General features: G+C 62.3%; 16 protein-coding genes and 1 tRNA gene. 11 read left to right on the top strand and 6 right to left on the bottom strand.

The window, feature by feature from the left end:
- Positions 1-2: 2 nt before the first annotated feature.
- Entirely contained in the window at positions 3-689 is a 687-nt protein-coding gene (locus tag AC1D1L_RS06720) for a Crp/Fnr family transcriptional regulator (protein WP_477339926.1), read from the bottom strand.
- Between the two features lie 540 nt (positions 690-1,229).
- On the opposite strand from AC1D1L_RS06720, the gene AC1D1L_RS06715 reads away from it, so the two are divergent.
- The 6 genes from AC1D1L_RS06715 to AC1D1L_RS06690 all read left to right on the top strand — a co-directional run bounded on the left by AC1D1L_RS06715 (position 1,230) and on the right by AC1D1L_RS06690 (position 9,963).
- Positions 1,230-3,494: a DNA/RNA non-specific endonuclease gene (locus tag AC1D1L_RS06715; protein WP_477339924.1), complete on the top strand. Its 2,265-nt coding sequence runs from the start codon at positions 1,230-1,232 to the stop codon at positions 3,492-3,494.
- A 9-nt stretch (positions 3,495-3,503) separates the two neighbouring features.
- The gene (locus AC1D1L_RS06710; protein WP_477339922.1) at positions 3,504-4,484 is read left to right on the top strand and encodes a trypsin-like peptidase domain-containing protein; all 981 of its coding nucleotides are present in this window, start codon (positions 3,504-3,506) and stop codon (positions 4,482-4,484) included.
- Positions 4,485-4,666: 182 nt separating this feature from the next.
- Positions 4,667-5,917, top strand: a complete 1,251-nt coding sequence (locus tag AC1D1L_RS06705) for a hypothetical protein (protein WP_477339920.1) — start codon at positions 4,667-4,669, stop codon at positions 5,915-5,917.
- The gene (locus tag AC1D1L_RS06700) at positions 5,914-8,574 is read left to right on the top strand and encodes a DNA/RNA non-specific endonuclease (protein ID WP_477339918.1); all 2,661 of its coding nucleotides are present in this window, start codon (positions 5,914-5,916) and stop codon (positions 8,572-8,574) included. The genes AC1D1L_RS06705 and AC1D1L_RS06700 overlap by 4 nt, the downstream gene beginning before the upstream one ends.
- 22 nt (positions 8,575-8,596) lie before the next feature.
- A complete protein-coding gene (locus AC1D1L_RS06695) occupies positions 8,597-8,947 on the top strand; it encodes a hypothetical protein (protein WP_477339916.1) in 351 nt (116 codons plus the stop codon).
- Positions 8,948-9,582: 635 nt separating this feature from the next.
- Positions 9,583-9,963 (top strand): hypothetical protein, encoded by a 381-nt coding sequence (locus tag AC1D1L_RS06690; protein ID WP_477339914.1) that lies wholly within the window; start codon positions 9,583-9,585, stop codon positions 9,961-9,963.
- Between the two features lie 72 nt (positions 9,964-10,035).
- Here the strand turns inward: AC1D1L_RS06690 and AC1D1L_RS06685 are convergent.
- The 3 genes from AC1D1L_RS06685 to AC1D1L_RS06675 form a co-directional block, all read right to left on the bottom strand.
- A tRNA-Val gene (locus AC1D1L_RS06685) sits at positions 10,036-10,110 on the bottom strand.
- A gap of 127 nt (positions 10,111-10,237) precedes the next feature.
- On the bottom strand, positions 10,238-10,921 hold the full coding sequence (locus tag AC1D1L_RS06680) for a phosphoglycolate phosphatase (RefSeq protein WP_477339912.1): 684 nt from the start codon (positions 10,919-10,921) through the stop codon (positions 10,238-10,240).
- On the bottom strand, positions 10,918-11,124 hold the full coding sequence (locus AC1D1L_RS06675) for a hypothetical protein (protein WP_477339910.1): 207 nt from the start codon (positions 11,122-11,124) through the stop codon (positions 10,918-10,920). The genes AC1D1L_RS06680 and AC1D1L_RS06675 overlap by 4 nt, the downstream gene beginning before the upstream one ends.
- A 129-nt stretch (positions 11,125-11,253) precedes the next feature.
- On the opposite strand from AC1D1L_RS06675, the gene rpiA reads away from it, so the two are divergent.
- From rpiA to AC1D1L_RS06655, 4 genes are all read left to right on the top strand, one after another.
- A complete protein-coding gene (gene rpiA / locus AC1D1L_RS06670) occupies positions 11,254-11,985 on the top strand; it encodes a ribose-5-phosphate isomerase RpiA (RefSeq protein ID WP_477339908.1) in 732 nt (243 codons plus the stop codon).
- The gene (locus AC1D1L_RS06665; RefSeq protein WP_477339906.1) at positions 11,972-12,601 is read left to right on the top strand and encodes a DUF2059 domain-containing protein; all 630 of its coding nucleotides are present in this window, start codon (positions 11,972-11,974) and stop codon (positions 12,599-12,601) included. The genes rpiA and AC1D1L_RS06665 overlap by 14 nt, the downstream gene beginning before the upstream one ends.
- A 124-nt stretch (positions 12,602-12,725) precedes the next feature.
- On the top strand, positions 12,726-14,117 hold the full coding sequence (gene gor / locus AC1D1L_RS06660) for a glutathione-disulfide reductase (protein WP_477339904.1): 1,392 nt from the start codon (positions 12,726-12,728) through the stop codon (positions 14,115-14,117).
- Between the two features lie 40 nt (positions 14,118-14,157).
- Complete coding sequence (locus tag AC1D1L_RS06655) at positions 14,158-15,315, top strand: serine hydrolase domain-containing protein (RefSeq protein ID WP_477339902.1); 1,158 nt, start codon at positions 14,158-14,160, stop codon at positions 15,313-15,315.
- A 59-nt stretch (positions 15,316-15,374) separates the two neighbouring features.
- Here AC1D1L_RS06655 and mgtE read toward each other — a convergent pair whose 3' ends face one another.
- Positions 15,375-16,742: a magnesium transporter gene (gene mgtE, locus AC1D1L_RS06650; protein ID WP_477339900.1), complete on the bottom strand. Its 1,368-nt coding sequence runs from the start codon at positions 16,740-16,742 to the stop codon at positions 15,375-15,377.
- A 280-nt stretch (positions 16,743-17,022) separates the two neighbouring features.
- Positions 17,023-18,915, bottom strand: a complete 1,893-nt coding sequence (locus tag AC1D1L_RS06645; RefSeq protein WP_477339898.1) for an ABC transporter ATP-binding protein/permease — start codon at positions 18,913-18,915, stop codon at positions 17,023-17,025.
- A 640-nt stretch (positions 18,916-19,555) separates the two neighbouring features.
- On the opposite strand from AC1D1L_RS06645, the gene AC1D1L_RS06640 reads away from it, so the two are divergent.
- A complete protein-coding gene (locus AC1D1L_RS06640; RefSeq protein WP_112561726.1) occupies positions 19,556-19,990 on the top strand; it encodes a hypothetical protein in 435 nt (144 codons plus the stop codon).
- Position 19,991: the final 1 nt, after the last annotated feature.

The following is a 19,991-nucleotide window of genomic DNA, read 5'->3' as shown; positions in this document are numbered from 1 at the left end:
CGTCAGTCGTCGTCCTGCGAATCGGCGATGTGGCGCAGCGCGCCGGTGTCGGTGATGCGCAGGCCGCCGCGTTTGATGGCAATGAACGAGCGGGCGCGCCAGTCATTGAGGGTCTTGTTGACGGACTCGCGCGTGGCGCCGAGGAACTCTCCGAGCTCCGATTGCGAGATCGGTATCCAGCCGGCGCTATCGGCCATCACCTCGGCCAAGAAGACCAGGCGCTTGGCGAGCCTTGCCTCGATGCCGAAAAAGGCCTGGTCGCCGAGCTCGCCGCTGACCCAGCGCAGCCTGGCGCATAGAAGTTCGATCATCGCGCGCGCCAGTGGCGGATTTCTTTCAATTCGATCAAAGAGTTGTGTCCTGCTCAGCGAGACCAGCTCGCACGCGGTAAGACAGATGGCGGTGGCGGTGCGGGGCCGTCCGTCAAGCGCGCCGATCTCTCCGACCAGGCTTCGCGACAGCTCGATATTGGCCACCAGCTTCTGGCCGCCGGGCGAATAAATCGAGATTTCCACCGTGCCGCTCATCACCCCATAGATGCGGTCGGCGGCATCTTCCTGGACGAACAGATGCTGGCCTGCGGCGTAGCGCTCGACCTTGCAACCGCTGAAAAGAATATCGAACAGCTTTGGATCGATGCGCGCCAGGCGCGGCAGATCGTTTCTGTCGTTCGCGCCGCCAAAAGCCATGTTGAACTTCCCAATTGCCGCAATCAGCAAAGTTTACGGCAAGAGTGCACCGCATCAAAGCCCGGTGTTCATCCCTTTGCCATTACGCCTTCTAAAGGCGTTGAGCGGTTGTTGCGCCCAATGCTGGCCTGCGCCAGGCGGAAAGCCGTCTGCACGCCCGGCGGGAGGTGCCGGAGGCGTGCAGACGGCAACTGATGAAAAGAGTTAGGTGATGAAAATTCCTGGTGCCTGCTAATCCTTGCAGAACTGTCGAAATCGCGAAAAGGCAGCATGAGCCGCAATGCCTGTTTCCGCCGCTGCGATTGGTGGGCGCAAACAGCGTGAGCGTCTGTGATCGAGATCACATACGGCGGGGCTAAAATAATGCGAGCGTCATACATTGCGCGAGCGACTGCGGGCGAAGAGACATGCCAGCGTCACGCCTCAGTCATATTAGACGCGCGTTGATTTGTTTCCTTGCGTGCCAGCCAGAATTGCGCCAGTCTAAAATGGGGCAATACAGTTCTTTACTTTGGCAGAACCTTTGGGCGAGGGGCGACCATGCCGGTCAGCAGAGAGCAGCGTATCCGTCAATATCTCGATCTCGTCACCGGGGGCGAGGGGACTGAATCGGTCCTCGCAAACATGGAGACGATGGCCGGTGGCGCCTTGGAATCGCTTGCGCCCACGGACGGCGGCAAGACGGAAGCGGCGTTTGAATCTGCGCGTGCGGGTGCGGAAAATCTGGCGCGAGGGGCCGAAGTCGCGCCCGATCAGCTTTCCGATCTGGAAGCCATAATCATCCCGGAGTTGCGGCCTGTCTACGACATCAAGGACGGCACCTTTACGACGCTGACTTTCGACGGGGCTCCGACACCAGGTCACTCGCTGTGGACGAAGCTGACCAGCGAGGCCGCATTGAAGCAGCGCATCGAAGCCGCCCTGCCGGCGATCGGGCGCATCGAACTGTTGTGGAACACAAACATCCCCTATGGCGGCACCGGCTTTGTCGTCGGGCGCAACCTCTTGATGACCAACCGTCATGTTGCGCAGATATTCGCCGCAGGCCTCGGTGACCGCAATCTGCAGTTCATCAACGGCCGTGCCGCCGGCATCGACTTCAAGCGCGATTCGGCAGCAGGAAACGTCTTCAAGATCCACAATGTCCGGATGATCCATCCCTATTGGGACACGGCGATCCTCGAAGTCGAGGGCCTGCCCGACAACATCAAGCCGCTGTCGCTCGCCGTCGCCGACGCGCGCGACATGCTGCGTCAGGAAGTTGTCGCCATCGGCTATCCGGCGTTCGACAACCGCAACGCGGTCGATGTCCAGAACGACCTCATGCGCAACCGCTTCCAGGTCAAGCGCCTGCAGCCGGGCATGCTGCAGGGTGGCTTCGGCACCGAGAGTTTCGGCAAGATCGTCAACGCGGCCACACATGATTGTTCGACGACTGGCGGCAACTCCGGTACCGCCATGATCAACCTCGCCACCGGCGAGGTCGTGGCGCTGCATTTCGCCGGCCGCTATCTCGAGCGCAACTACGCCGTGCCCACCGGCGCGCTGGCCAAAGACCAGCGTGTCGTCGACCTTGGCCTCAACTTCGCCAGCGCCGCCAGCGGCGGCCCCAACGATTGGGGCGCCTGGTGGAACAAGGCCGACAATGCGTCGCCGGCCGAAGGGGTAAACCTGGTCGAGGTCGGCGGCGTAAAGCGGATCCCGGGCGTCATCACCCAGACGCCTTCATCCGGAGGCGTCGTCATGTCGCCCGGCGGCAGCGTCACCTTCGAAGTGCCGTTGCGCATCACCGTCTCGCTCGGCGCAACGCCTGCCCATGAGGCGGTCACGGAATCGGTAGAGCTCGAAGCGACCAAACCGACGCCCCCCGGCGGCGCGTTCGTTCCCAAATCGGTCGCCGACTATGCCGCCTATGAGGGTTACGACGAAAAATTCCTCTCCGGCGGCACCAAGCTCGCGCCGGTCGTGGTGCCGATGCCGGAGGCCACCGACCCTTCTGTTCTGGCGCCGCTCAAGGCCGGCGGCACGCGGCTCGACTACCAGAACTTCTCGCTCAAGATGCACGCCAAGCGGCGGCTGGCCCTGTTCACCGCCTCCAACGTCACCGAGGAGAGCAATCTGCGCGAGCCGGAAAAGGGCCGCAACTATTCGCGCGGCGGCCTGTTCAGCGAGCGCTGGTTCCCGGATCTGCGGCTCGACGACAAGTACCAGATCCCCGACGTCTTCTATGTCAAGGATCAGGGCGCTTTCGACAAGGGCCATATCGTCAGGCGCGACGACGTGGCCTGGGGCAGCACCTTCGAACTTCTGCTGAGGGGCAATGTCTGCTCCTTCCATGTCACCAACTGCTCGCCCCAGGTCGAAGGCTACAACCGCTCCGACAGCGGCGAGAAGAACTGGGGTGACCTCGAGAACCACGTCCTGTCCGAGGCGGCGAGCGAGCGGCTTTGTGTCTTCGCCGGCCCGGTTCTCGCCGATGACGACCGCACATTCGCCGGCAAGGGCTCCAAGGGCACCAGTCTTCGCGCGCTCGTGCCGCGCCGCTTTTGGAAGGTGGTCGTGGCCCGCGTCAATGACGGCCTCGCCAGCTACGGCTTTGTGCTCGAACAGGACCTCACCGACACGGAGCTGGAGTTCACTGTCGCCGAAGAATTCATCGGCGCCATGTACCCGCTGACCGAAATCTCCGAAATGACCGGCGTCAGCTTCGACCAATCGCTGATCGACGCCGATCAGTACGACACGGTGCGCGGCACGGAGATTGCCATGCGGGCCGGGTCACGGAAGCGAAAGAAGAAGGGCTAGTGACGTCCAATGACCGAATGGACGCAATCCGAACTGACCAGCCTCAACCGGATCCTCGCCAACCTCTACCCGATGATCGGCGACGGCGTGCGTGTTGCCAAGGGCGTTGGGCTGTCGACGGCGCAGATCGCCTTTGACAACAAGGCGATCAACAACTGGTTCGCCATTGTCCAGCGCGCAAAACAAGAAACGAAAGCCGACGATCTTGTCGCCTTTGCGCTGGATGAAAATCCTGGCGATGAGGCATTGCAGCAGGCAAAGCAGCACGCTCCGCCACCGCCGGTCGAAGGACCTCCCACTGCCAATTGGGGTGGCGCGACGGCGCCGGCCCAGCTTGAAAAAATTCTTGGCGACAAGAGCACGCTTGTGCCGATCAGCTATCTCGAGCTCGGTCTCATCAGGGCAAGATCGGTCGTGCGCATCAAGCGTCCGGATGGCAGCTCCGGCACCGGGTTCATGACCACCGGCGGGATCCTGATCACCAACAATCACGTGTTGCCTGACGATGCTTCCCTGGTGGGCACTGTGGTCCAGTTCAACTATCAGCGCACAATTGCCGGGCTTGACGCGCCGCTCGACCAATTCGACATCGACACTGCGGTGCCGCTTCGCACCTCCAAGGACAATGACTGGTCGGCTGTCCGCATCAAGGGCGATGCTTCCAAATGGGGCGAGCTGGAATTGAAACCCACGACCGTCAAGGTCGGCGACCATGTCAACATCATCCAGCACCCCGGCGGCGCGCAAAAGCAGATCTCGTTCGTCGCCAATGTCGTGGCCTTCGTCGGCGGCGGTCGCGTCCAGTATCTCACCGACACGCTCCCCGGCTCTTCGGGCTCGCCAGTCTTCGATACGGATTGGAACCTCATTGCGCTCCATCACAGCGGGGGCTGGCTCACCGAGCCCAACGCGGCTACCAAAAGCACATATTATCGCAACGAGGGCATTGCGATCGACAACATCATCCAGGACCTCGCCAAGCCTGTTTAGATGGTGAGCTATGCAGACCAATGGCGCGGCGCGATGCGCGGCGATTTGGGAATACAGCATGTAAATTTTTTCAGATGTGACGGTTTATAACGCCACACCAAACACCAGGGAGTTCAGAGATCAGCGCCTATTTCGACCTCAGGCTTCAACTGGCTGATCTCTACCCATTGCCTCCCGATTGGTTGCAGGTAACCAAGGACGCTGGGATCGTCGCTGGCGCCATCAATCTCCAGGGGGCTGCGCTTACAGTCTGGTTCAACATCCTTGACTATGCGTTGACCAACAAACTGTCGCAGGCGCTTATGACTGCCGTCGTGGCGCAAAATCCGCAGTGCGCGGCCCTGTTCAAGACCTATCTGGACGAACTCGCCGCAGGCCAGAAACCGACGGCCGAGTTGCCCGGCCTGACGACCGACGACCGGGTCAACACCGCGCTTGCAGGCTTCAACGCCGTCAACCAGCAGCCCAAGGACATTCAGGCGCAACTCGCCGCTGGCGATGGCCTCACCACCGTCACCAGCCAGATCGATGTCCTCAAGACCTACAAGGATCTGCATGACCACCTGCAGAGCTTCCAATATGGCATCGGCAGCTTCCAGACCCTGCTGATCGCCGCGCGCGACATGGGCGCCTCCCTCGAACAGGTCCGCGTCCTGCGCAACTTCCTCAAAATATTGAAGCTCTTTTGTGTCTCGATCGGAGAGTCGGTCACCGCTTTGCCGGCAGGGCCGGCGCTTCACGATATCGAGCAGGCATGGCTCGACGATTTGAAGGCGGCGGCGAGCAAGTTGCAGGGCGCAATCGATGACAAGTCCCCTGACGCCTACGACGCCCTGTTCGACGTACGCACCGTGCTGCGCGTCGTGCCTTCGCGGCTCAACCAGCAGATTTTCGTCACCGCGAAGAATCTGCCTTTCGGACTTCTGGCCACCGGTCTCGACACGATAGCCGGCAAACTTCCAGCAGGCGACCCGGATGTTCCTTTGATAAAGGCCGCGCATGACGCGATCATGGTGCTGTCGTCGACCATCTATGCGCGCGTCGTCGAGCACAAGCTCTGGCAGGACGTCGACAACAAGCTGGCCAGCCTCACCGACATGATCGAGCCGATAGAAGGGGGGGCTGCGGCGGACAAGTCGCTGCCGTTCCAGTTTTCGCCGCTGTGGCGAAACCTGGAAGTGAAGGTCAAGGTTCTTGCCGATCTCGATCCCAATGCAGCCTGGCGAACGACGCTCGCCGACTACTCCACCGACGTCAACGACCAGCTGTCGCGCGAGACCGTCGACACCGCCTTCATCCTTGCCTTCGAAGCCTATCGGGACGAGGCCCAGCAACGCTTCGTTCAGGTCGATCTGGCGCTGAAAACGGAATGCGCCTCGATCGTCCGCGTCAGCACGCCTTTGCACAAGATCATTGAGGACCTTGGGTCATGAGCGAAGAAACAGTGGCAGGCACCGAAACCTCGGCCGAGTTTGTCTCGCTGAGCGACATCCGTATCGCGCATCTCGAGCTGATGCGCATCGCCAGCGCCAACGAAGCGGGCGATCCCTCAATGAAGCGCAGCGACAAGGCCGGCGCCGAAACGACGGAAGCCAGCATCGACAATACGGCTCCCGATGCCCGGACCATCCGCGACTTCCTGGCCAGGGCGCGGCGTGCGGGCAGCACCATTGCGCGCGAATCCGACCGCCGCGCGGCGCAGCGCATCCTCGACTATTGGTCGGCAGAATTGGTCACGCGCCCCGGCATCACCTCCGGCGATGTCAGTCCGGCGCGTCTCGCTGCCTTCGCAGGCGGCCTCGAAACGGCCGAACCGGTCGCCGTCGCAGTCGACTCCGAACCCGCATCGCGTGAAATCGATGATCCCGGAGCGGTCGCCATTGCCGTTCCTGAATCGGTGGCCGTCGCGACCAAGGACAGTGCCGAATCCGGCGACGGCTTCGCTTCGGACGACGAACTGAGTTCGGACGAGCTGACCGAGCGCTTTCGCATCCGCGTGGCCGCCCAGGCCCGGCAATGGAAGAACACCGGCTACGCCGGCTATCTCCTGCGTGGCGAAGCGCTGAAGGAGGCGGCGGAGCTTCCGCAGGGGCCTGACATTGCCGAGTTCGTTGAGGAAAGCGCCAAGGCGGAGACGGACAGCCAGAAGCAGCGCGATCGCAGCAAGAACATATTGATCGCGCTGTTTGCCACCGCGGCCTTGATCCTCGCGGCAACGACCATATTCGCTCTTTATCAGAGGAATGAAGCCGTTGTAGAGCGCTCCAATGCCGAGCGGGAGCAGTTCAAGGCCGAGACGGCGGCGAGTGAGGTCGCGGAGCTGAACAAACATATTAGTGCTGCCCTCGCGGACGCAAAAAGAGCACGCAAACAGGCCGAAGCTGCGCTTGACGCTGCTCAGAAGAAGGCGGACGACGCCGGCAAGGCGCTCGCCGATCAGCAAACCCAGCAGACCACCTTGAGATCAGCGATCGTATTCCTAGCCGATCAGATCAAAGGCGGCGGCATGGCCCTGGATGAGTTGACGGGCGATTTGCGGCCGGCGGTGCTTCTCGAACTGGCCGACCGGGTCAAGAGCGGCCAAGTAAAGCTCAGTGAGTTGCCGGAAGCGGCGCGGAACGCGCTTCAACCACTTCTCGGCAAGGATACAGACAAGCAGCCCAATAGTCTCACAGGATATAAGGTAGATTTTATCCAGGCCACGATCGGCTTGCCCAGGCTGACCGGTGATCTGGCAAGCGACGCCGTGGCGACACCGCTGGACTACATCAACTACTCGCTCGTCATGGGCCGAAGCCACCGCATGGCCATCTATTCAGCGGTCAATCTGGACCGGTCGCAAAGGATGACCCTGCAGGTCACCGGCGGCGGATTGCGGTATGATGGCCGCCTGCCACGCGATGCGCAGCCGGATCGCAGCTGGTATCATCAACGCTTGTTGCCGGCTCGCCTGGCGAACGCCAGCGACATCGCCTGGGGCCCTGAATTCACAGGCGATCCCGCAACGGCGGCGCTCAAACTTGCGCAGTACGCCTATGTCCTGCCCAACACGATGCCGCAGCCGCGAGAACTTAATGGCGATATCTGGCTGCCACTCGAAAACTGGGTGCGCTCGCAGCACAATCCTCTGGCTAACCGGGTTACCATCTTCACCGGTCCTGTCTTCCGCCCCGCTGACCAGCCGGTCGGCGACGTGCCAACACCCTATGCCTATTGGAAGCTCGCTGTCTCTTCCGTACCGGCGGTCGAGAAGGGAGAGGTGAGGGACCCGGAATATGTCGTCGATGCGTTCCTTGTTCCGCGCGATGCTACGGGTGAGTTTGATCCCAACAGTAACCGAATCTCGGTTGCGGATCTCGAAAAAACCACCGGCCTGTATTTTGGCACGGTCATCGAATGGGTGGATTCCATGAAGAATCCTGGCCCGAATGGAACCGTGGCCGACGAACTGGCGGGGCGCGTCAAGTTGCTCGGCAGTGCAAATGATGCACTGCTTGGTGAATTGACCGCCGTCCTCGGCAATCCGGACCTGCCGGTGCCCGAACGGCGCAAGATCGTGGCGGCTCTTGTCAAGATGGCCGGTCTCCAAAGCATGACCGGACTGACGCCTGCCGGGCGCCGCAACGTGCTTGAAGCCTTGCTCGGGGTTCCGGCCGACTTGTGGAGCCGCCCGGACTGGCTGCCTGTGTTCGCCGGGGCGCGCCGGGCCGTCGCCGATCTCGAAACATCCGCGGCCGGCGGCCAGACCATTATCGACGATCAGGATCGCGAGGTGCTCGGCGTGTTGAGGGATCGGCTGAGTATGCAGAAGAGTGCGCAGAACGTCTACGTCGAGTTCGCCGGCGTGGCGCAGGAGGATGTCCAGGCGCTCTCCGCCAAGTTGCGCGCATTGGGCTGGGCCATGTCCGGCGAAGAACAGGTGAAAAGCGCGGCAGGCAAGAACCAGGTTCTCTACAGGCCCGACCTCGACGCCGCACACGACGCTGCCGAACTTTTGGCCGCCGACCTCGCCGCCGCCGGCCAACCAGTGACCGTCCGGGCATCGCCCTTGATTGGCGGCAGGATGCTGATGATCTTTATCGGGCCATAGGGGCGGCGAAAGCCGAACGACGATGGTGCGCAAAAAAGCCGCGATGCGGCTGCTGACTGCGACGGTCGCAACTATGCGTTGGCTCATTTCGGGGGCTTTTCCATGCGCACGCGTCACGCCGTCATGCTTGCACTTTCCGTACTTTCCATTTCCGCCGTCTCCATCCCGCTTGAGAAGGCGCGCGCCGGAGCCTGAAAAATACACGGTCTATTGCGCCGACGACCGCATCGAAGTCTCGTTCTGGGATCTCGAACAGATGAAAGTGCGCCGCGGCTCCAATGTCTGCCAGTTCCAGAGCTATACGAGCTACTCAAGCGCCCTGAATATCGCCCAGAAGACTTTTGGTGGCGAGGGGGCGAGTTGTAGTTGCTGAGGCAGTCCAGACTCAAGCCTCGTGCCGCAGTGATAGATACCGCTTGCGCGGTTTTCTCCGATGCTGGAGCGATGAGCCGAGTCACTCGACGCGAGCAGACGCCAGATCAAGTAAATTCGACCTGATATTAATTTTCGAATATCGCTCGTCTTGTACGTCATAGTTAATGGACATGGACTTATTTAAGTGCTCAAATAGCTTTGTCATCAGCCATTGTACGGGCGCTGGTGCTTGAGAGAGCATAACATTCTCCCGCCCCAGCGGGAGCTATGCAGTGACAAACAGCCAGCCTAACATGTTTTCGGGGATCCCGATCGCGCGCAGGGACGGCACGATCTCAGTCCTTGCTACGCTGCCTCAAATGGCCGACGCTTTGGCGAACGACTGGCCATCCGATGGCCCACTGTTTCTGGCCGCGCTTGCTGCCTTGGTGGGGGAACGGACGGGGTGCTGCAGCACAAGGGACGTTCACCGAGCCTTCATAGCAGCGGCACTTGAAGCCGAATGTCTTCCCGACAGCTACATGAAGAATTGAGCGCGAAATGCCTCTCACCCTCCGGACGACACTTTGCGAAACGAGAGATGCGCTGCACGTGCTGCGAAGGGCCCTGTTTGTCTGCGGCCATACTGCGGCGATGGAAGAGATCGATTCCCTCATCGGCGTCGCCCAAGATAAGGCGGTTCAGGCAATCGGAGCCATTGATCGGGCAGCGGTTCGAAGACCTATCCTCGTGGTGGTGGCAAATCCGGCGGACCCGGCAGCCATTGTTCTGTCGATCGCTCAGCCCGCAAAGCTTGGCGAGCTTCGCGATCAAGGCATGGGCCTCAGCGTATATTGCGGCAATCCCCGATGCGGTCATCTACGCTCGCTCGATCTCGATGATCTAATCGAGACCTACGGCACGCACTACGATTTCATCACCGAAAAGCGGCTGGCGTCGAAGCTTGTCTGCAAACGCTGCCAACATGTTGGAGGGAGGCTGGTCGTGGTATTCGACAAAAGGCCACGGTATTGAGTATCCGGTCCCGAGTGGCCGAAGCCGACAACCTCGCCGAAGAGCAAATATGATGGGATTTCCACGAAAAAATGGTGGGCGATGCAGGGATTGAACCTGCGACCCCACCCGTGTGAAGGGTGTGCTCTCCCGCTGAGCTAATCGCCCGCTCGTTGCCCGAAGGCCAAGCGAGCCGCGATATAAGGGAGGCAGGCCGTTGAAGTCAAGGCGATGCGCTGGCCTTCTGTGCCGGAAATAGGCGAGGGCAGGGCAGCGGCGCAATCGCCCGTTTCTCTCAGCCGCTTACCGCTGCAATCAGCCGTTCCGCCAGGTCGAGCGTCAGCGCGTCGAAATGCGAAATGACAGCCGACGGCTCGAACTCTCTGACATGCCGGTCGGTATAGCCGAAATCGACGGCGACCACCGGAATGCCGGCGGCCTTGGCGGTGTCGATGTCGGTCTGCGAATCGCCGACCATCAGCGCGCGATGCGGATCGCCGCCGGCCAACTTGATGGTTTCGGTCAGATGCCGAGGGTCGGGCTTGCGGAAGGCGAACGTGTCCTGGCCGGCGATCGCGGCAAAATGTTTTGACAGGCCGAGCGCTTCGATCAGCGCTTTCGAATTGCCCTCATATTTGTTGGTGCAGATGGCGAGCAGATAGCCGGCCTTCTCGAAGCGGGCGATCGCTTCGACCACGCCTGGGTAGGGGCGCGATTTGCCGGGGATGTTGAGCGTGTAGTGATCGAGAAACAGCTTCAGCAGCCGGTCGTGCTCTTCCACTGCCAGCGACCTCTGCTGCGCGGTATGCGCGCGCTCGATCATCACCCGTCCGCCTTGGCCGACAAAGCGCCGGAAGCCGGCCTCGTCGACAGCGGCGAGCTCGCTGGCGGCAAGGCTGTGGTTGAGGCTGTCGAGCAGGTCCGGCGCCGTGTCGACCAGCGTCCCGTCGAGGTCGAACACGATGATCGGTCTGGTCATGGCCTGTCCTGTGGCGATTGTTTTGTCGGCAGGCGATAGCCGCTGCGGCGCGTCGAGGCAAGCGGGCTGGCAAGCACGTCGAGGCAAGCAGGCGTGGCGAGCCGCCAGAAATGAAAACCCGCCTCGGCGGCGGGTCGTTGACGCAAATCAGCACTCTGAACGGAAATGTAGCATACCTGCCGCCATCGGGCAACGGCATCCAAGAAAATATTCCTACGGAAGGCCCGCGCATCTCACCCTGCGCATCGCCAGGCGTTCCGCTGCCGCCAAGGGCTTTGACCAGACTGGCAAAAATGTTAGGAGCCCGAGACACAAGGTTCCGGGGCAGCAGCATGGATGCGAGGCAGTTGAAGGTCGAGGCCGCGCGGGCAGCACTTGCCCATGTCAGCGACGGCATGCGGCTCGGCATCGGCACCGGCACCACGGCGGAAGAGTTCGTGCGGCTGCTGGCCGAGAAGGTCGCCACCGGCATGACCGTCATCGGCGTACCGACGTCGGAGCGCACCGCGGCCCTCTGCCGCGAACTCGGCGTGCCGCTGTCGACACTGGAGGAAACGCCCGAGCTCGATCTCACTGTCGATGGCGCCGACGAGGTCGATCCGGCGCTGACGCTGATCAAGGGTGGTGGCGGCGCGCTGCTGCGCGAGAAGATCGTCGCGGCGGCCTCCGGGCGCATGGTCGTCATTGCCGACAAGTCGAAGATGGTCGAGACGCTCGGCCGCTTTCCGCTGCCGATCGAAGTCAATCAATTCGGCCTGCGCGCCACCGAAATCGCGGTCGCGGCAGCGGCCAAAAGTCTCGGCCTTTCCGGGCCTATTACATTGAGGATGACGGGGAGCCAGCCTTTTGTTACAGACGGCGGCCATTTTATCCTCGATGCATCTTTTGGCCGCATTCCGGATACAAGAGCGCTTTCGAATGCTCTCCATGCCATCCCCGGCGTGGTCGAGCATGGTCTTTTCATCGGGCTGGCGTCAGCGGCCATCATCGCCGGCGGCGACGGCATCCAAACCGTCCATGCCGCCCGAAAACCAGGGAGTTCTACCGACCATGATGTTGCATAAACGGGTTCGCCAATTCTCCGCCATCGTGGCGGCTTCGGCTGTCCTGGCGTTTTCCGCGCCGGCGTTTTCGCAGGATGTCACCGAATCGCACCTGAAGGCGGCGCGCGCCGCGGTCGCTGCCATCCACGCGACCGACCCGTTCGACAACATCCTGCCGCAGGCGGCTGCCGCGCTAGAGCAGCAGCTTATCCAGAAGAACCCCGACATGCAGGAGCTGATCGGCAAGACCATCAGCGAGAAGGCGCTGGCGCTGGCCTCACGCCGTGCCGACCTGGAGAAGGAGGCAGCACTGGCCTATGCCAAGGTGTTCTCCGAAAAGGACCTCACCGACATCGCTGCCTTCTACAATTCCGAGGCCGGCAAGAAGCTGCTCGACAGCGGCCCGACGGTGACGCGCGATTTGGTCAAGGCGGCCGACATCTGGCAGAATGGCCTGGCGCGCGATCTCGCCCAGCAGGTCGGCGAGACGCTGGCCGCGGCCGCGAAGGCCAAGGCTCCCGCGGCACCCGCCGACGGCGCTGCCCCGGCTGATGGTGCCGCCCCGGCTGATGGCGCGGCACCTGCTGACGGCGCCGCACCCGCTGACGGCGACCAGCCGGAAGCACCGAAGAACTAAGTCATCGATTTCGCCACCGGCGTCCTCGCCGCTGGACCAAGAAAGCCCGGTGCAAACCGGGCTTTTCTTTTGGCCTCATGCAGCCTACCTGTCTCAAACATTTCTTGAGGCAAGGAGCGGCAGCATGGCCGGTTACGACTACGACCTCTTCGTCATCGGCGGCGGCTCCGGCGGGGTGAGGGCGGCGCGTGTGGCGGCCGCACTCGGCAAGCGCGTCGGTATCGCCGAGGAATACCGCTATGGCGGCACGTGCGTTATCCGCGGCTGCGTGCCGAAAAAGCTCTACGTCTACGCCTCGCAATTTCCCGAGCATTTCACTGATGCCGCCGGCTATGGCTGGACGGTGCCGGAAGCGAGCTTCGACTGGCCGACGCTGGTCGCCAACAAGGATCGCGAGATCGCCCGGCTGGAGGCTATCTACGAGAAGAACGTGCAGGGCGCCGGCGGCGAGACGTTCCACTCGCGCGCCATGCTGGTCGATCCGCATGTCGTGCATCTCTTGGGCGACGACCGCACCGTCACCGCCGACCAGATCCTGATCGCCACCGGCGGACGGCCGGCACCGCATCCAGCACTTCCCGGCCATGAGCATTGCATCTTTTCCAACGAGGTCTTCGACCTCAAGCGGCTGCCGAAGTCGATCATGATCGAGGGCGGCGGCTACATCGCCGTCGAATTCGCCAACATCTTCCATGGTTTGGGCGTCGACACCACGCTGGTCTACCGCGGCAAGGAGATCCTGTCGCGCTTCGACATGGACCTGCGGCGCATGCTGCACGAGACCATGGAAAAGAAGGGGATAAAGATCCTCTGCCACGCCGTGTCGGAATGGGTGCGCAAGCGGCCGGATGGGAGGCTGGACGCGCTGGTCACCGGCGGCAAGGTGTTGACGGTCGACCAGGTCATGCTCGCCATCGGCCGCATCCCCAACACCGAGAATATGGGCCTGGAAGGCGTCGGCATCGAGCTCGGCAAGACCGGCGCCATCGTTGTCGACCAGTATTCCCGCACCAACATCGACAACATCTGGGCGATCGGCGACGTCACCAACCGTGTGCAGTTGACGCCAGTGGCGATCCACGAAGCGATGTGCTTCATCGAGACCGCCTTCAAGGGAAACCCGACGGCGCCCGACCACGACACGATCCCGACCGCCGTGTTTTCACAGCCGGAGATCGGCACTGTCGGCCTGTCCGAGGACGATGCCGTCAAGCGCTACTCCGACATCGAGATCTACCGCGCCACGTTCCGGCCGATGCGGCATACGCTGTCGGGCCGCGACGAAAAGATGCTGACGAAGCTGGTGGTCGACGGCGCCACGCGAAAAGTGCTCGGCGCCCACATTCTGGGACCGGACGCCGGCGAGATGGCGCAGCTGCTCGGCATTCCGCTGAAGGCCGGCGTCACCAAGGACGATTTCGACCGCACCATGGCCGTCCACCCGACAGCGGCGGAAGAACTGGTCACCATGTACAAGCCGAGCTACCGCGTGAAGGACGGCGTGCGCGTCGATTGACGCCCGTTATCATTCCTCGAGGAGCGATGAGGAGCGATCTATGCCCGTAACCGCCGCGCCGCTCGACGACAATTTTGGCCGGCGCCTCGATGAGGTCGTCGACCGGGCCGTCGAGGAGCAGCGCGTCGTCGGCGCGGTGATCCTCGTCTCCTGCCGCGGTGAAATCCTCTACGGCCGCGCCGCTGGTCTCGCCGACCGCGAAGCGAAAAAACCAATGACGGCTGACGTAATCTTCCGGCTGGCATCGGTGACCAAGCCGATCGTCGCCACCGCGACCCTGGCGCTTGTCGAGGCTGGCGTGATCAGTCTTGCCGATCCGGTGACCAGATTCATCCCGGAATTCAGACCGAAGCTGGCGGACGGCGGCGAGCCCGTCATCACCATCCGCCAGCTGCTGACCCATACGGCCGGTCTCGATTACGGCTTCCGCCAGGCAACCGGCGGGCCTTATCACCGTGCCGGGATCTCCGACGGCCTCGACCAGCCCGGCCTGTCCATGGCTGAGAACCTCAGGCGCATCGCCTCGGTGCCGTTGTCCTACAAGCCGGGAACCAACTGGGGTTATTCGGTAGCGATGGATGTGCTGGGCGAGGCGCTGGCGAGGGCCACCGGCGCCACTCTGCCGGATCTTGTCGATCGCCTGGTGGTGCAGCCGCTCGGCATGCGCGACACGGCCTTTGGCGTCCGTGACCGGGCTCGGCTGGTGACGCCTTATGCGGACGGTCCCGGCAAGGCTGTCGCTATGGGCGAGCATCATCTGGTGCCCTTCGGCGACGGCGCCATCTCGTTCACGCCTGGCCGTACCTTCGATGCCGCATCGTTTGCCTCCGGCGGCACCGGCATGAACGGCACGGCCGGCGATGTTATGAAGCTGCTTGAAGCGCTGCGCAGCGGCGGCGGCACGGTGGTCCGCCCCGAAACGGCCACGGCGATGAGGACCGACGCCATTGGCGGTCTCGAAACCACGATGCCCGGCTGGGGTTGGGGTCTCGGCTTCGGCGTCCTGCGCGATCCCGTGGCGGCAAACACGCCGCAGACCGTCGGCACGTGGCGGTGGGGCGGCGTCTACGGTCATTCCTGGTTCGTCGACCCGACGCTGGACCTGACGGTGGTGGCGCTGACGAACACGGCCATTGCCGGGATGATGGGCGCTTTCCCCGACGCATTGCGCGACGCCATCTACGGCCGGCAGGCCTGAAGCCTGGGCAAGGCGAACCCGCCGCCGGTCATTGCCGGCGGCAGGATGTTTAGCGGCTGCTACAGCAGGGCGCCGCGCAGGATGACCAGCGCCACCGAGAAATAGATCACCAGGCCGGTGACATCGACCAGTGTCGCGACGAACGGCGCCGACGCGCTCGCCGGATCGAAGCCGATCCGTTTCAGCGCGAAGGGCAGCATCGATCCCGACAGCGAGCCGAAGGTGACGATGCCGACGAGTGCAGCCCCGACGGTCGCCGCGATCAGCGGCCAATGCGGCCCATAGTCGTAGAAGCCCATATATTGCCACAGCGCGATGCGGCAGACGCCGACCACGCCAAGCATGCCGCCGAGCACGAGGCCGGTGGGCAGTTCGCGCAGCGCCACCCGCCACCAGTCGCGAAGACCGATCTCGCGCAATGCCAGCGCGCGGATGACGAGCGAGGTTGCCTGCGAGCCGGAATTGCCACCTGAGCTCATGATCAGCGGGATGAACAAAGTGAGCACGATCGCCTTTTCCAGTTCACCCTCATAGCTTTGCATGGCATTGGCGGTCAGCATCTCCGAGATGAACAGCGCGCACAGCCAACCGCCACGCTTCTTGATCATGGCGAGGAAGCTCATCTTCATGTAGGGCTCGTCCAGTGCCTCCATGCCGCCGAAACGGTGCACGTCCTCGGTTGTCTCCTCGATCATGGTGTCGATGATGTCGTCGATGGTGACAATGCCGAGGATCTTGCCGTGGTCGACGACGGGAACCGCGAGCAGATCGTATTTGGAGATCCTCTGCGCCAGGGTCTCGCGATCGGTCAGCGGCGTCACGGTCACCGGCACGCGGTCCGGCGCCACCGACAGGATCGGATCGTCCGGCTCGCCGGTGATCAGCCGGCGTAGGCCGGTCGACCGGACCAGTACATGCGTGTCGGGATCAACGATGTAGATGGCGTAGACGGTCTCGCGGGTCCGCTCGACCTTGCGGATGTAGTCCAGCGTGCGGCCGACGGTCCAATCCGAAGGCACGCTGACGAACTCGGTCGTCATGATCGAGGCGGCGCTGCCTTCGGGGTAGCCGAGAATGGAAAGCAGCGTCGCCCGCAGCGGCGGTGCCAGCCCGCCGAGCAGCTCGGAACGCGCCGGCTCGTCCAGCTCGCGCAGGATATCGGCGGCGCGGTCGACCGACATGGCGGTGAGGAGCTTGCACGCCTTGGCGCGCGGCAGTGCCTCGGCCAGTTCGGACGCACCGTCGAGTTCCGGTTGGTCGAAGATCTCGACCAGCCGCTCGAACGGCACTTCGCAAAGCAGTTCGATCGCGGTTTCGCGAGGTTCCCGGTTCAGGGCCTCGACGACATCGGCGACGTGATCATTGGCAAGGATACGGGCGATCGCGACGGCATCGTCGCCCGCTACGACGGGGGAAAATTCGTTCATGGCTCACTCCTTGCCGTCCGGCAGGACGTGAGCCATCAGGTCACGTCTAGGCGGACGGCGGTTGCGTTCGACTGTGACTGTCGCCAGGCATGGCGCGGTGACCTTTCTGCTTGCGGGTTCGATTTGGAATGCTGCAAGCCGGGCGCAACATAGGAGCGCATTTTGGCGAGTCAATCGCAGGAACGGCGGAAAACTGCCGGGAACAGGCCCAATCGCGAGACTGTGATCAACCGCCGTCGTTGCCGCACTGTTGCGGCCCGGCAAGAGTTTGGTGTTGTTGCTATTTCTGCTTCAGCCGGCGCGAGAAGCGCAGCCATTTGTCTTCGACCGGTCGCGGCTGCGTAAGGATGGTGGTGAGTTCGCGCGGCAGGTTCGGAGCAAGCGGCTTCTTGGTGGCGACACCGTCGGCGATCGCAACCACGCTGTGGTAGAATTCCTCGCCCGTGGCTGATCGTGGCGCAATCGCCTCGTGCATGATGCTGATCACCGTGACATCGGGACAGTTGTCCTTGATCGACTGGTGGAAAGCGATCTTGCCATCCGGATCGAGCGCGCCGGTCGCTTCGTCGAGGAACAGAAGCCCAGGCTGCTGCAGCACGATGCGAGCCACCACCAGCTTCTGCTTCTGGCCGCCGGAAAGCATCTGATCCCAGATCTTTCCCTCGCGGCTTTCGTCGGCCATGTGTTCGATGAAGTCGCCAAGGCCGGCCTTGTGCAGGGCAGACGCCACCTGCGCATCGCCATAGTCCTGCTCGGAGCCGGGCAGACACACCAGCTGCTTCAGTGACACCTGCTGCAGCTTGACCTCCTGGGCGGCATAGAAACTCTTCACGCCGTCGGGGAAGACGATGGTGCCACGGCCATAGGGCCACAGGCCGTTGATCGCCTTGATCAGCGAAGTCTTGCCGCAGCCGGACTCGCCCTTGAGGAACGTCCACTCGCCACGCCGGAAGCGCAGATTGGCAGCACTCAGGAACGGCGTGGCATCTTCGCCCTGATGCGCCAGTTCGAGCTTCTGGATAGTCAGGCCGAAGACCGGGTTCTGGCTGGCATAGTGGAAGTCGGAGCGGCCGGTCTGGCCGTAGAACTCCTGCGGCTGCTGGACGTTCTCGATGGCGTTCGCCAATTCGGTGACGCGCTGGCTGTTGGCGCGCAAGGTCGCGATGTCGGGCATCACGCGGATGAGCCAGGAACACTGGCCGATCAGCTGATTGATCATCTCGGCGCCGGTCACGTAGCCTTTGAGGTCGAGTTTGTTGTGAATAAAGGAAACCAGACCGGGCGCATAAGCGACGATGCGAAAGCCCATGAAATTGTGGACCGCCTCGAATGCGTCGTAAGAGACGTTGACGATATTCAACCGTGCCCAGGTCCGATCGATGTCGCCATAGAGCCGGTTGTTCACCGTCTTCTGCACGTCTTCTGCGCCTGACGCGGCGACGTGGAAACTGCGGCGAAGAAAGGTCGTCAATTCGCCGCGATAGCTGCCCTCGGCCTGCTGCAGCCGCACATTCAGCCGCTCCAGCACTCTTCCAAGCCTTACTGCGATCCAGGTGTTGAACGGCACGTAGGTGGCGATGGCGAGCAGCGCGAGGACAGCGCTGCCATAGCTCCCGAGGAACTCCAGCCCCGCCACCTCCACGGAGGTCTCGATGAGGTTCTCGCCGATAAAATAGAGTGACGTGGCAACGCCAAGCACGCCCATGGCGAGGCCGATCGCGCCGCCTGTCATGCCTTTGATCGATTCCTGGATACGTTGGTCGATATTGTCCGGCGCGGGGCCCCCGCTGCCGGCCGAACCATGCTGGGCGTGGAAATGGCTATGATTGCCATCGAGCAGCGCTTGATTGAACTGGCTGTTCAACCAACCGCGCCATTTGCGGTGCAAAGTCTTTGACACCAGGCTTCTCGCACCAACGAGGCCGGCATCCTTGAGCACAAACAGGGCCACGACGAGCCCCGCATCAGTCAGCAGCGTCCTGAGTGGCGCGGTGTTGGCGGCGTCATGATAGTAATTGATCGAGTAGGTCAATTCCCCGATCATCAGGGCCAACCAGACCCCGGCTTTGCTGAGGAGTGTTGTGAGGGCTGCGATGACGATGGTGAGGGTCCAGGCTTCCTTCCACCGGTCCGAGAACCAGTAGGCCCGCATCAGTCCCCAGAAGGTCCGCATCGACGATACTGGCGTCAGGGGCGACGGGCCAGCGGCGGCGTCGCGGTTCCAAAGTGCCGATATTGAACGTCGCGGTCTGTCGACCTGAATCACAATCCCGCCCAAACCTTTTTTAGTTTTGTTACGGATAGTAACACCAATTGATCATTTTCTATTAATTTTATCGCGGCGAATGTGAGGCAGCCCACGCGCCGTTGCCTTGAGGCAACAGGTGGTGCGTGGAGACAGCTGTCTCCAGGCCAAATATCCCGTTTGGTTTCAATGTTTTGTGAGAACGCTGAGATGTGCGAAAAGCTTCCCTTGGGGAAGCGCGATTCACGGTTTCGTGAACCGATCGACCTTGCCGATTGGCCGGTTTTCCTACCGCGGGCTGACGGGACCACCGGAAATTTGCCGTCTGTGATCACTTCGGGTTTGCCCGAATCATCCTTTCCCGAAGCCGAGAAGTGCCCCGGAAATGGTCTTGGCGGCGGCGTCATAGCTGTCGATCACCGTTTCGCCGCTGGTGAAGCGGACATGCTCGACCAGGCGCGCTTAGCTGTCGCTCAACAAGATTTGACAATTCATACGCCGCCGGTTGAACCTTGCGCGGCACTGTCGGCACCCATGCATACCCGGTTCTCCAACAAGGAATCTCCCAATGCTTGCACGCGCAGCCGCCCCAGCAATCCTGTCGCTCTTTGCCTTTCTGTCTCTGGCGCATGCCGGCAACCAGACCATTCCGGCGAGCGCCGAGGGCCAAATCGAGTTCAACACGCCCTCCGGCAACATCGGCTGCATTTACACGCCCAAGGGCGGCACCAGCACCTACCAGCCGCAGGATGGCGGTCCGGAACTGAGCTGTTCGCGCGTCGAGCCCAGCTACGTCACGGTGATCCTCGGGCCGAACGGGCCGGCGACATTGATCAAGAATCCGGGTGAGCAGGGCTGCTGCAGCGATGTCGCCAAGCTGGCCTATGGCAACAGCTGGAGCAAAGGGCCGTTTACCTGCCAGTCGTCAACCAAGGGACTGACCTGCACGGGCAGCAACGGCCATGGCTTCTTCGTCAGCAAGGCCAAGGTAAACGTAAAGTAGG

Source organism: Mesorhizobium sp. P2_D6, assembly GCF_056404315.1.
Note: the sequence above shows the minus strand (reverse complement) of the source record. Positions and strands in the feature narration are given on the sequence as shown.

Excerpts from the sequence above, each read along its gene's own strand:
- AC1D1L_RS06690 (WP_477339914.1), top strand. The coding sequence starts at position 9,583 with ATGGAAGAGATCGATTCCCTCATCGGCGTCGCCCAAGATAAGGCGGTT.
- rpiA (WP_477339908.1), top strand. The coding sequence starts at position 11,254 with ATGGATGCGAGGCAGTTGAAGGTCGAGGCCGCGCGGGCAGCACTTGCC.
- gor (WP_477339904.1), top strand. The coding sequence starts at position 12,726 with ATGGCCGGTTACGACTACGACCTCTTCGTCATCGGCGGCGGCTCCGGC.
- AC1D1L_RS06665 (WP_477339906.1), top strand. The coding sequence starts at position 11,972 with ATGATGTTGCATAAACGGGTTCGCCAATTCTCCGCCATCGTGGCGGCT.
- AC1D1L_RS06720 (WP_477339926.1), bottom strand. The coding sequence starts at position 689 with ATGGCTTTTGGCGGCGCGAACGACAGAAACGATCTGCCGCGCCTGGCG.
- AC1D1L_RS06700 (WP_477339918.1), top strand. The coding sequence starts at position 5,914 with ATGAGCGAAGAAACAGTGGCAGGCACCGAAACCTCGGCCGAGTTTGTC.
- AC1D1L_RS06695 (WP_477339916.1), top strand. The coding sequence starts at position 8,597 with ATGGTGCGCAAAAAAGCCGCGATGCGGCTGCTGACTGCGACGGTCGCA.
- AC1D1L_RS06655 (WP_477339902.1), top strand. The coding sequence starts at position 14,158 with ATGCCCGTAACCGCCGCGCCGCTCGACGACAATTTTGGCCGGCGCCTC.
- AC1D1L_RS06680 (WP_477339912.1), bottom strand. The coding sequence starts at position 10,921 with ATGACCAGACCGATCATCGTGTTCGACCTCGACGGGACGCTGGTCGAC.
- mgtE (WP_477339900.1), bottom strand. The coding sequence starts at position 16,742 with ATGAACGAATTTTCCCCCGTCGTAGCGGGCGACGATGCCGTCGCGATC.
- AC1D1L_RS06640 (WP_112561726.1), top strand. The coding sequence starts at position 19,556 with ATGCTTGCACGCGCAGCCGCCCCAGCAATCCTGTCGCTCTTTGCCTTT.
- AC1D1L_RS06710 (WP_477339922.1), top strand. The coding sequence starts at position 3,504 with ATGACCGAATGGACGCAATCCGAACTGACCAGCCTCAACCGGATCCTC.
- AC1D1L_RS06645 (WP_477339898.1), bottom strand. The coding sequence starts at position 18,915 with ATGCGGACCTTCTGGGGACTGATGCGGGCCTACTGGTTCTCGGACCGG.
- AC1D1L_RS06715 (WP_477339924.1), top strand. The coding sequence starts at position 1,230 with ATGCCGGTCAGCAGAGAGCAGCGTATCCGTCAATATCTCGATCTCGTC.